15 protein-coding genes are annotated in these 11,970 nt (G+C 34.7%); 8 read left to right on the top strand and 7 right to left on the bottom strand.

What is annotated here, in order from left to right:
- Positions 1-218 precede the first annotated feature (218 nt).
- From B4Q04_RS14210 to B4Q04_RS14245, 8 genes are all read left to right on the top strand, one after another.
- Positions 219-1,649, top strand: coding sequence for a DEAD/DEAH box helicase (locus B4Q04_RS14210; RefSeq protein WP_201723400.1), 1,431 nt, complete (start codon positions 219-221; stop codon positions 1,647-1,649).
- A 506-nt stretch (positions 1,650-2,155) separates the two neighbouring features.
- Positions 2,156-2,764 (top strand): Crp/Fnr family transcriptional regulator, encoded by a 609-nt coding sequence (locus tag B4Q04_RS14215; RefSeq protein WP_236631026.1) that lies wholly within the window; start codon positions 2,156-2,158, stop codon positions 2,762-2,764.
- Positions 2,765-2,845: 81 nt separating this feature from the next.
- Positions 2,846-3,391 carry an NADPH-dependent FMN reductase gene (locus B4Q04_RS14220; protein ID WP_088697180.1) on the top strand — a complete coding sequence of 182 codons (546 nt, stop codon included), beginning with the start codon at positions 2,846-2,848 and terminating at the stop codon, positions 3,389-3,391.
- 128 nt (positions 3,392-3,519) lie between these two features.
- The gene (locus tag B4Q04_RS14225) at positions 3,520-4,248 is read left to right on the top strand and encodes a GNAT family N-acetyltransferase (protein WP_088697181.1); all 729 of its coding nucleotides are present in this window, start codon (positions 3,520-3,522) and stop codon (positions 4,246-4,248) included.
- 189 nt (positions 4,249-4,437) lie between these two features.
- Complete coding sequence (locus B4Q04_RS14230; protein WP_088697182.1) at positions 4,438-5,058, top strand: hypothetical protein; 621 nt, start codon at positions 4,438-4,440, stop codon at positions 5,056-5,058.
- An 18-nt stretch (positions 5,059-5,076) separates the two neighbouring features.
- On the top strand, positions 5,077-5,478 hold the full coding sequence (locus B4Q04_RS14235) for a DoxX family protein (RefSeq protein ID WP_088697183.1): 402 nt from the start codon (positions 5,077-5,079) through the stop codon (positions 5,476-5,478).
- A 42-nt stretch (positions 5,479-5,520) separates the two neighbouring features.
- A complete protein-coding gene (locus tag B4Q04_RS14240) occupies positions 5,521-5,826 on the top strand; it encodes an antibiotic biosynthesis monooxygenase family protein (RefSeq protein ID WP_088697184.1) in 306 nt (101 codons plus the stop codon).
- Between the two features lie 48 nt (positions 5,827-5,874).
- Positions 5,875-6,450, top strand: coding sequence for a Crp/Fnr family transcriptional regulator (locus B4Q04_RS14245; RefSeq protein ID WP_088697185.1), 576 nt, complete (start codon positions 5,875-5,877; stop codon positions 6,448-6,450).
- A 106-nt stretch (positions 6,451-6,556) separates the two neighbouring features.
- Here B4Q04_RS14245 and B4Q04_RS14250 read toward each other — a convergent pair whose 3' ends face one another.
- From B4Q04_RS14250 to B4Q04_RS14280, 7 genes are all read right to left on the bottom strand, one after another.
- Positions 6,557-6,886, bottom strand: coding sequence for a hypothetical protein (locus tag B4Q04_RS14250; protein WP_088697186.1), 330 nt, complete (start codon positions 6,884-6,886; stop codon positions 6,557-6,559).
- A gap of 83 nt (positions 6,887-6,969) precedes the next feature.
- A complete protein-coding gene (locus B4Q04_RS14255; protein ID WP_088697187.1) occupies positions 6,970-7,629 on the bottom strand; it encodes an SDR family NAD(P)-dependent oxidoreductase in 660 nt (219 codons plus the stop codon).
- 12 nt (positions 7,630-7,641) lie between these two features.
- On the bottom strand, positions 7,642-8,796 hold the full coding sequence (locus tag B4Q04_RS14260; protein WP_088697188.1) for a hypothetical protein: 1,155 nt from the start codon (positions 8,794-8,796) through the stop codon (positions 7,642-7,644).
- Positions 8,797-8,834: 38 nt separating this feature from the next.
- Positions 8,835-9,299 (bottom strand): nuclear transport factor 2 family protein, encoded by a 465-nt coding sequence (locus B4Q04_RS14265; protein WP_088697189.1) that lies wholly within the window; start codon positions 9,297-9,299, stop codon positions 8,835-8,837.
- A complete protein-coding gene (locus B4Q04_RS14270) occupies positions 9,296-9,748 on the bottom strand; it encodes a GNAT family N-acetyltransferase (protein WP_088697190.1) in 453 nt (150 codons plus the stop codon). The genes B4Q04_RS14265 and B4Q04_RS14270 overlap by 4 nt, the downstream gene beginning before the upstream one ends.
- 20 nt (positions 9,749-9,768) lie before the next feature.
- Positions 9,769-10,857 (bottom strand): alpha/beta fold hydrolase, encoded by a 1,089-nt coding sequence (locus tag B4Q04_RS14275; protein ID WP_088697361.1) that lies wholly within the window; start codon positions 10,855-10,857, stop codon positions 9,769-9,771.
- Positions 10,858-10,861: 4 nt separating this feature from the next.
- Positions 10,862-11,959 (bottom strand): type 1 glutamine amidotransferase domain-containing protein, encoded by a 1,098-nt coding sequence (locus tag B4Q04_RS14280; RefSeq protein ID WP_088697191.1) that lies wholly within the window; start codon positions 11,957-11,959, stop codon positions 10,862-10,864.
- Positions 11,960-11,970: the final 11 nt, after the last annotated feature.

The raw sequence follows: 11,970 nt of genomic DNA on the forward strand, positions 1-11,970 counted from the left end.
AACCCCTTTTCGGTAAAGGTATATGTGGGACTATCTCCAATTCTATGGTATCTTTGTCAAGTACTTTGTACATGGGCTATGGTATTTGCGTGTGGTAACACAAATGTCCGTAGCCCTATCTTTCGATCCAAAAAAAGTTTAAATCACTTCATTATCAATATGGGTTAACGGCTACCCCTTTTCGGAAAAATAATGATGAAAAACTATTGTTCGTCTATTTGGGAAATATCATTTCTGAAATCAAGCCCCAAGAAATTGAACATTACAAAAAAGCACGGGTTGTAATTCGGGAAACCAACCTTAATGTTCCCTTTAACTCAAAAACTGACCATTTTGAAACCCTTTCCAAAATATTGGTCCACGATTCCGAAAGGAATAAACTGATTTTAAGCGATGTTCAAGATGAACTGAACAAAGGTAGGAAAGTAGTAATAATCACAGAGCGAAAGGAACACATCCAAACGCTGTATCAATATTTGAAAAATCAATATGAGGTTATTCCGATTTCTGGTGATGACAATGCAACTTCACGTGCCATAAAGTGGAAAAATATTGAACAGGGCAACTATCAAGCTATTATCACTACGGGGCAATTTTTTGGGGAAGGAGTGGATATTCAAAGTATATCCTGTTTGTTTTTGGTCTATCCGTTTGCCTTTAAGGGCAAATTAATTCAGTATATCGGGAGGGTGCAGCGTTCAGAATTAACACCTATTATTTATGATTACAGGGATAAGCATATCCCATATCTGAACAAGCTCTTTTTAAAACGGAACACTTACTACCGAAATCTGGACCGACAAGCTACCTTATTTGAGGATTTACAGGAAACCATTGAAAACAGAATGCCTCTAAGTGACATTGATAAGATTATCAAAGTCGCAATCCACGATTTGGATTTTCATTACGGGATGGTTTGTTTTTCATACAAATTATCAAATGGTGCTTCACTTGAATTTGAAATCGAGAATGAAGAGGTTCAACCTGAATATGAGGTATTAAAACCTTACTTCGCTAAAGTTTTAAATTCAAAATCCATTACAGTCCGTATCCAAATAGGGTTTGAAAATGATACAGTTGTTTCACAACTGGCCACTTCGGAAGATATTGACCATATCAATAAAGAAATAGTGGATAGCGTAAAATTTCAGTTTATTGAACAGAAGTTTATAAGGAGTGGAAAGTTCGGCAACAAGGAAGATATAGAAGAGGGCTCTAAAACAATAGGTTCTTTCTTCGGCTCTGAAGAAAATCTATTGGAAAACCTTTTGAAAAACAGCGATTATGTTCATCACAAGCAGTTATTATACTTGTCAAATAAGCATTTGTATGAAAAACTGAAAATTCGATTTGTTCTAAATCCATTTTCATTCGTTTTCCTTTTAGAAGGAGAACAAAAATTTCACATTGTTTTGGAAACATTAGACACCAAAGAGGCGACCTATGTTTGGCATCTTTCAAAAGAACATTCTTTTTTCAAAATAGAATTGGAACACATCAACCGGAAATTGAACTGGATACGCAACAATGGGCGCCAATCATTTTTGGAAACCAAAAGAGAAAATTTCAGTAGGATAATCCATGACTATAGCGAAGATAAAAAAGGGTTCTATAAATGGAAGAATGCATTGGAGGAAAGGTTAGTCTAATAATTATGCGCTTATAAAACTTACGGTTAAATAGATTGTTTTAATATTTAACAAGTTTTATCTTTGTAGGGTCAGAAAGTAAAGCGATTTACTTTGAGTTCATTTAAGTACCGTCAACAAATCGGATAACAGTTGTTTCTTTAAAACTGTAACTGATTGATATATAAATTATTGCGTGATAGGGTTCAAACCCTGCCACCCCGACTTTAACATTTTGTTAACATTTTAACCCTGATAATCAATTGATTATCAGGGTTATGTTTTTTAAGAACTTTTCTTAAAATTTACTTTTTCACTCTAAAATCACCTGAATGAGTTAACAAATCGGTCAACAGAATTTTATTATGTTTCTTAACCCTCGGTAAATAGGTTGCTATAGAAATAGGTTCGTCGGGCAACTCGGATTAGAACATTTGCCCAAATCACTTTAATCAATAGTGTTTTTGGTAACCTTTAACTATTTTAAATTTATCATAAACAAAATTCTAAGCAGTAACAATTGATTTTTGTTAACTTACCTATACATTGATTTGATTTTGCAGGCAAAGGACAAACTCATAGCGCATTTGAGGGGAATCATTCAATTATCCCCTTCAGACGAAGTTATTGTAAGAAATAGCTTCAAGGAGACACTTCTGGAAAAAAAAGAAGTTCTCTTGTTTGCAGGAGAAACCTCCTCGCACATGCAATTCATTGCGGAAGGCTGTCTACGGGCCTATTATATGGATAAAGAAGCCAAAGAGCATATTGTTCAATTTGGTATAGAAGGGTGGTGGGTGAATGACCTATATAGCTACCTTACCAATACCCCTGCCAAACAATTTGTACAAGCTTTGGAAAAAAGCACCATAGTGCAAATACATCGGGACACCTTAAATGGCCTCTATAATGAGGTTCCCGCAATCGAACGTTTCTTCAGATTGAAATTTGAAAAAGCATATGTTGCTTTTCAATATCGTACCATTGATGGTATGGCCAAAACAGCGGAGGAACGTTATTTAGAATTCCGCACAAAATACCGTGATATTGAACAACGGGTTCCTCAATATATGGTTGCTTCCTATTTGGGTATAACCCCTGAATTTTTGAGTGCCCTTCGAAAAAAATTGCGCTAAAAACCCTTTCTTAATCCACCTTAAGATTATTAAAATTGGTTCCTACTAGGTTTGTACTGTAATTCGTAAACACAGTACAACATGAAAAAAATAATTGCATTTACAGGCAGCAACAATCCGGCTTCTATCAACGAGAAATTGATAAAATACATTATTAAGGAATTTCCGAATAGCCGAATTGAGTTCATCGATCTTAAAAAATACACACTGCCTATTTACAGTCAGGAAGTCGAACTAAAAGGCATCCCCAATCAGGCGAAAGAACTATTTCAACGATTTACCTCTGCTGAAGGTTTTATTCTAGCCTCTCCTGAGCATAATGGTCTTCCGTCGGCTTTTTTAAAAAATACCATTGACTGGCTTTCAAGAATAGATCAACGTTTCTTTGGGGACAAACCCATTCTTCTTTTAAGCACCTCACCAGGAGCAACTGGTGGCAGCACACATTTGGAAATCTTGGCCAACTTGGTGCAGCGATGGGGAGGACAACTCACAGGTAGATTCTCTTTGGGCAGCTTTCAAAGGAATTTTGATGAAGACTCGAAAAGTCTTACTAATTCAAAAGAAGAATACGTTTTGAAAAATATTGTAGAAAGCTTTTTAAGGAATCAACCTGTTAGTGAGTAAAATGACGCCAAGGATGTAGAAAATCTAATGAATAAAATTACCACTCAATTCAAATCAAAAGGGTTTTTATAGTTAAATACCAACTCCCTTCGAATTTAAGTTACACGATTTAAAAAACACATGACAAAATGAACAAAAAAATAATTGAACATTTATTCGAGTTTTGGAAACATATAGGCCATAATGGTGGCTTTCTCAAAAAAGAAAAGGGTTTTGACAGTACCGATCCTTCTGAAAACTCATGGCCCAATAAAATTTTCAATGTCAACGTTGAAAAGTTAGACCTAAAAGTTCTCCAACAAAATATACAGTCCAGAAAGCTACCCAATTCAGTAGCGTTTTATGAACAGGAGTTCCTTGAAAAAATACTGACATCCAATGGGTTTGGATTGACTTCTACATTAAAGGCCATGGCATTGACAACTAATAGAATTTCATATGAAAACATTAAGGAATCCGATTTTCTAGAGGTTTGTTCGGAGTATGATGCTGGGCTATTTGCACAAGTAGCATCCGAGTCCTTTGGATACCCCGTTAAAACGTCCACAATCATTTCGCTATATAATGACCCCGCATTTAAACTTTTTTTGGGGAAACACCAGAACTCCTTTCCAAGCTGTGGGATGGTCTATCTGGACAAAAACGGCATTTCGGGTATCCACATGATTGGTACAAAAGCTGGCTATAGGGGCTTGGGGCTTGGAAGAAAAATGACACAGCTTTTAATCAACGAAGCCTTAAAGAACCAAAGCAAGAAAGTATACTTGGTTGCTTCGCAAGCTGGAGAAAGAATATATACGAAAATGGGGTTTGAAACTTATGGAGTTTTGGAAAGTTACTCGTTGCGAATGGATTGAATACGAGAAGTGATTTTAATATGACTGGGTAATTGTTTGACTAAATAAGTAGAGGACAGTTATCCTTTTTTTATACAATCAGCCGAATGGGTCTTAAAGATTTCTTTTAGCCCTTCACATTTCTTAAGATACCTTAATCAACGCCTAATTACTTGACTATAAATTTGTTGTGAATAAAAAATAGCAACAATGCTTAGAAATACGACTTTACTCATTTTGATTTATATGACCGTTCTAAGCGCTGCGGGTCAAGAATTGAACTTCTCACCGGATTTAGTACTTGGCAACCGATCTGTTGCCTACAAACATCTTATTAAATATTCGATCAGCCCAAAATTATCTTTGGACAATCTGACACTATTCGATACTGAATATGAAGAGGATACCAACAATATCTATTTTGTCCGAAATAATATCTCTTATCAATTCAATCAGAAAATTAAACTCAATACAGCGATAGGGATTAAAAACCCTGGGGCATTCTGCACTATATCCTTAGGGTTTTCTTCCAAGACGACTAATTTTTCCTTCGCCTACACAGCCGGCAGTACATACCAAAAAGGGTTTTCATTTGAGCAATCCTTGGTATTAAGTTATACCCCCAATTTAGGTCGTAATCATAGCGGTTATATAAATCTGCTTGCAACCGCCAATATCAATTCGAATGGTTATATAAGGGGATTGCAACAGCTTAAAATCGGAATACGGAAAGAACAGTTGATAACCGGATTGGCTGTAAATCTGGATCAGTTCAACAACGCTCGAAAAAAACTACAAAACATGGGCGTATTTCTAAAGTATAATTTTTAACCTTAAATATTCAATACAATGAAAAGAAACAAAAACCTTGCAATTTTTATATTAAGATTGGCAATACCATTTACCATGTTGATTTATGGTATCAACAAAATAATTGATGGTACTGGATTTATTGGAAGTCTCTTAGAACAATATGGTTTGCCGAAGATGATGGCAAATGGGGTATTTATTGGCGAGATAGTGGCACCTTTAATGCTCATGATAGGATATAGGACCAGATTGGCCGGATTGATTTTCTCCTTTAATTGCTTATTGGCGATTGTAATGGCGCAAACCCAAAATTTATTTAAATTGAACCAATTTGGGGGGTGGTCTTTGGATTTATTATTTATTTATCTCATCGCTGGAATCGTATTTTACTTAAGTGGCGCTGGCAAATATGCCTTGTCAAGATCCAATCATTGGGATTGACCCTTTGCTTAAATAAATTTTGTTAACTATTAAAATAAAACAATGCATGCTGTAATCTATAAGTTCAATGTTACCGAGGGTTTTGAAAGTGACTTTGAAATTGCCTGGAAAAAATTGACCGAAGCATTTATGACCTATTCAGGTGGTCTAGGCTCACGACTTCACAAAGATGAAGTAGGTAATTATATGGCTTACGCGCAATGGCCCGATAAGGAAACGTGGGAGAAAGCACCAAACAAGCTTCCCGAAACCACCGATGAACTTATTCAAGCAATGAAGAAAAGTTGTGAAAGTACGGATGTACTTTTCCATTTGGATGTTACAAGAGATTTGTTGAAAAAGGACTAAAAAATAGGGTACTTAAAAAGATTCTATAAATTCTTAATTTAGTGTCCTATGGAAAATGAGATAGTAAAACTGATTTCAAGATTTCTCGAACTTATTGACGAAGAGGCACAAGCCTTTGCTGAATGTATTCCGATAAGATGCTTTAAAAAAGGTCATATACTTTTAAAGGAAGGACAGATTTCCCGGGATTCTTATTTTGTTATTGATGGCTGTATCAGAAAATATTACATTATTGACGGTGAAGAACGAACAACGGAGTTTTATGTTGAAGACGAATCCATAGCGTCGTTACAAAGTTATAAGAACAAAACACCGGCAAACCACTATTTTGAATGTGTTGAAGATAGTAGATTGGCTGTTTTAAATGACGAAAAGGAACAAGAGTTGTTTAAACGTGTTCCTAGATATGAAACCTTGTGCAGGATGTCAATGGAAAGTGATTATGGTGAGCAACAAGAAGCCTTAGCTAAATTCATAATCTCTAGCCCAGAGGCACGTTATAGGAATCTACTAGAAACCCGCCCCGATTTACTACAACGGGTGCCACAATATCATTTGGCCAGTTATTTAGGGGTAAAACCTGAATCTTTGAGTAGAATTAGAAAACGATTAGCTAAAAAATAGGTTTTATTATAAACGATTTTACCTGTCTTTAGTCAGACCTTTCTAAAAAGAATGCCCCAGAAATGAATCCCAGGGCTTCGAAATAGTTGAGATTAATTAAGTGTTGCTATTTATCTCTTTCGATTACTTTTACAGTTTTATGATCTACCATTCCCAATGAAAGAATACGAAGCCATAAACTAGACTTTGTTTCAATGGTGTACTTTTCAGCATCCAAATCCGTAACAAGTGCTTCTACATTACTTTCCTTAACATTAATTCCAAGTAAATGTAGATCACTTGTTTTTTTAAAGGTTAACTCCCTTGTCTTTTCTCCAAAAACTTTTCCTCCATTTTCAAATGGTTTTGTTTCTGTATTCACTGCAAATTGTTGCACTGAGCAGGATGATATTGATGCGAATACCAACACACCTAATATTACTTTTTTAATATTCATAATGTTATTTTTATTATGAAACAAAAGTATTTTAGAATTAAACCTTATTCATTGACTTTAGTTAAGAACCATTTTCTATTCAACTACCATGGTCTAATCTTTCCCTGATGCCAAAACTTTCCAGTTTCTACTTCATTGTTTAATAAGTTCAAAATATCTTCAGCTACATCTTTAGGCAATCGAGGTGCAATTTTACCTCCCATGTCGGTTTGTGTCCAACCTGGGTCTATCGACGATACCGTTATGTTATTACGCTCTAATCGCTTTGCCAACAATTTTGTGTACATATTTAAAGCAGCTTTAGACATTTTATAGTGAGGCTGAAAGGCATCAAAGTTTTGTTCGCTAAATGAGCCCCAATCAGACGTGATATTGATAATATGAGCATTAGATTTAAATAATGGCAATAGTTTTTCGGTGAGTTTAATAGTACCAAAAACATTGATATCGAATGTCTTTTTCAATTGTTCCATATTGATTTTTGAAGCATCCCATTTTTCTAGTAATATGCCTGCATTGTTGATTAAAAAATCAAGTTTTATATCTACTAAAGTCTCAACGAATTTGTCAATGGAATCACTACTGGATAAATCGAGTTTTAAACATTGAAAATTAGGTTGGTTTAATGTTTGGTTTCCAGAGGTTGAACTTCCTATAACATGTGTATCTGCATTTTTAGTCAAAAACTCTGCCGTTGCCAAGCCAATACCTCTACTGCTTCCTGTAACTATTCCATGTTTCATAAGCTTTTTGTGTTAATTTTTGATATAATCCCCTTGAGTTAATACATTAGACAACCAACCATTTTTTTCTAATATTGGTGATACGCCTAGTACTTCTCTATTGGAAGATATCTTAAATTTTAAATAATCATTGGAAGTTGGTCCTTTGAAATCGAACATACGCTTAGAAATGGGATTCAGTTCAAAATAAAATGCACCTTCCTGTCTTGCAAATAGATTTCCCTCTTCAAAAACAATTTCAATTACTTTCGCATCTGCTAATTTGTAAATCCCAACATAAGACATAAATTCGTTATGTGTTAATTTATAGCCTTTGCTTAAATCTACTTCCAACAACTCTTGTATTTGATATTTTAAATAAGGTTTTAAAATAGGGTAAGCCTCTAAGTCTTTTACGATATCATTCAGTGCAGCATCCAATGACATCTCTTCTGCATTTAATCCATTTTCATATAATTGGCCAACACGGCTAGCAAATTTGGCATAAATTTCTCTATTGGTTATTAGTCGATTTTTGTTGCCATAATAGAAACGAGGGTTTTTTGAAGTGTTTCCAGAAACAATAATGGTATTTTTATCGCTAAATGTAAGAGCCTTATCTATTCCTGCTTCGACGCCTTGTGATCCATTGGGACCCGTATAGGTAAGCCAATTGGTTCTAAAACCATCGCTCATAAACAACACATTGCTTTTTTCTAAATGAATATCAATATGATCAAGGGTATGTGATGGTGTATGGTATGCAGTAACCACCTCATCACCTATAGGAATAGATATAGAATCTTTAAAAAGGATGTCGTGATATGCTGTTGAATACTTCATATTGTAATGCGATACTATTGTAGCTCCTTTATCTGCAAAATAGGTATTGGCATGATGGTTATATGGATCTGAATCACCATTAATGATATACGTTATAGGCAAGTCGGTAATTTTTCGGATTTCCTTTTCTAAAGATGATGCACTATTCATCATCATAGAATTAATAAGCAACACTTGATCATTACCTATAACCATACCTAAATTTCCATTGGCATTACCTTCCCATAGTTCCGTTAAAATATAGACGTTCTCATTTACTTTTTTGACATCGTATTTAGCTTGCGCAACTAATTGTGGAGCAAACAAAAAAGCATAATAAATACTTAAAATATGTGCCAATTTCATAATTATATAGTCCTTTTATTAAGTCTAAAATCCATATGCTACCAATATTCTTTAATCATAAATATTTTCCCATTCTTAAATTCAAAAAGTGCCATTTGTTCGTCACCTTCAACCATTTTAACATTTTCTTTTGTAATGAAGCGTTTGCTTACTGTAATGGCATTTAAGCCATAAATAATGTTCTCAATTTTTATGTCAATAACACTCCCATCATAGCCTCCATTCTCTTGGTTACGTTTGTAGCCTTTATAGAGGTCTTCACGTGTATAAACGCCACCATAATTTGGATGTACATAGGTAAAATCATCGGTAAACAGTTCAAAGATTTTACCGATGTCTTTTAAGGTGGAGTTTTGTTGAAATACTTTTAGGTTGAGCTCATAATACTGATTCAAAACATAGTTGAGCGAATCTTTATGGGTATTTAGGTTGTTTTCTTGTGCCTGAGCCAAATGAAGACCAATAAACGATAGCGTTATTAAAAGTGCAGAATTGAATTTCATGCTTTCTGTTTTTTTAATTTCATGTGTAAAATCGGGTAGGGTTTTCCGGAAGCATCCAATTGAGATTTCCCAATGATTTCAAAGTCAAAATGTTTATAAAATCCAACAGCTTGTTCATTCTGTTCATTGACATCTACTTTGGTTACATTAAGGCTATTAATTGCGTATTCCAATAAAGTTTTACCGATGCTTTTTCCTCTATGTGTTGGGTGAATGAACAGCATTTCTAAGTTTTGATCAGCCACTCCTAGAAACCCAATAATTGCATTATTCTCATCCCTATAACATCTCAATTCAACAGCATCTAGATATGTATTTAGAATTAAAGGCTTGAAATAGGCGATGTCTTCTTCTTTCAAGAAGTGGTGCGTAGCCCTTACAGATGCCCCCCAGACACCTGCAACTTCTTTATATTCAAATTTGTCTATACAGTCTATTCCATGTTTCATTTTAAATTTCCTTTAATAATTTATGATTTCCCGAGGATCCAATTAGAAATCCCATCTAAAAAGCCATCCACAAATTTCCTGTCAAGTGTTGCATACTCATCCCTGCTCCCAGTTGTAGCCTTTTGGAAAAAATGATTGGCCTTGTCAAACGTTATAAAATGATAATCGGTACCAGATTTAAGAAAGGCATTTTCCATTCTATCCTTGTTTTGGAAAATAGGCACCTGAAAATCCAAACCTCCAAACAAACCCAATACAGGTACTTTTAGTTGTTCGTAATCTTTTGAAGGGTCTTGATAGAGAAATGAGGTAAGTGAAGGCAATCCATATATTATTTTGAATTCATCAGCTTTTGCAATTGCTTGTTGTTTTATTTTTAAAGAGTCTACATCATGTGACGAACTCATTTTAGACAAAATGTTTTCGGTTGTTTGTTTGAATAAATGGTATACTTCATCAATATTCTTATCATCTTCAATTGCTCTCATCAATTTATTGTGTGCTGACACATCAGCTTCAATTAAATATTTTGGTAAATCTGTATGCTCATAATCTTGTCTCACCTGGTAAGTAACAACCTCTATTAGCGGTACGGCCGGTGCACCCATTAAAATCACTTTTTTTACAGACATATTTCCAGCAGCAACCTTTCCAGCAAGAATACCCCCTTGACTGTGCCCAAATAATATGAAATCATAGAATGGATGCGCTGCTGAAGATTTAAAATAAGCCATAATATGCTCCAAATCCCTTGAATGATCTTCGAAGGTACTATTGACAAAATCACCAGTACTTACGCCTACTCCTCTATCGTCATAACGGAACGAAGCAATTCCCTTTGATGCCAAATGGTGGGCAATAACTTTAAAAATTTTGAAGCCTTCTAATGTTTCGTCTCTATCCTGGTCACCACTTCCTGAACTCATAATAACTAAGGATGATGCATTTAACTTTGTTGGAATCGATAAGGTTCCTCCAATTTTAACATCATCCGCTTGGATGATTAAGTCAATCTCTCGCGAATTTTGATCATTACTGTCAATTTTCTGGGCAATTGTATTCTGATGCCACAGAAGAAAAATAATTACTATGGTTATTAATTTTTTCATTTTTTTATTTATCGAATTCAATATCTTTTGCATAGGACGCTAAACTTAGAAGGTCATAAGATTTTTTTAAATCTCCCTGTATTACTGATACCGCACTATGATCAACTAGCAATGATCTAGAAACGGATTGTTTATTTCCCTGAACAATTTGTTTTATTGCTGCTTTAGCATCTTCTTTGCCTTTTGTTTCGTAAGCAAATAAGACTTTAACAGCGTTTTCTTCAGCAGTTATGGCTCTATGTTTAGGTGTGTATCCTATTTGCTTTACCATGGCTTCTGCCATTGCCCATACGGACCAAGGATTTTGACCAGTAATTACATTATTATCGTGACTTATTCTTTCAAGATACATTATGCCTTCGTTAAATACCGCTCCTTGAGATATCAGTTCGTCTTGTAATAAAAAAGGAAATATGGATACTGCATTTGGAATTAGTAATAACTCTTCCTTATTGGTAAAGCTACTTACCTGCTTATTTTTTAAAAAGGACTGTCCATCATCTAAGGTAATATTTACAAATGCTGCAGGTCCATGACAGACTGCACCTATTACTTTGTTATTCTTATGGAAATCTTGTATTAGAGATTGTATAAATCTATTGTTTGGAAAATCAAACATCGCTCCTTTTCCTCCAACAAAATAAACAGCTTCATATATTTCGGGATTCACATCTTTTAATGATATACTATTATTGGTTTTGGATTGTGCAATTGAATCATTCAAAAATGCATAATCGAATATTCCCATATCATCATCATCTAACACCACAGGCGGTTTACCTCCCAAAGGACTTGCTACATCAACATCAAAACCATTGGCTTTAAAAACATAGTAAGCTCTTGCTAATTCTGTTAGTTCATATCCTGTGCCTTTACCACTTGTACCCATTGTATCCGTGCTGGTTACAACGGCCAGTATTTTTCCACGATAAGCTGGTGCATCTTTAGTAATGTATGTGATATCACTTGCTCGACTATGAACTAGGGTTTCATCTACTGCTGGCAATAGACTCGCTATATAGATTCCAATAACAATAAGGATAGCCACAATGAGGGATAGCGTGGTGAGTATCCATTTAATAATTTTGTATTTTTTAAACATGATTTATTTTT

This window comes from Zobellia sp. OII3 (assembly GCF_002211465.1).
Lineage (GTDB): Bacteria > Bacteroidota > Bacteroidia > Flavobacteriales > Flavobacteriaceae > Zobellia > Zobellia galactanivorans.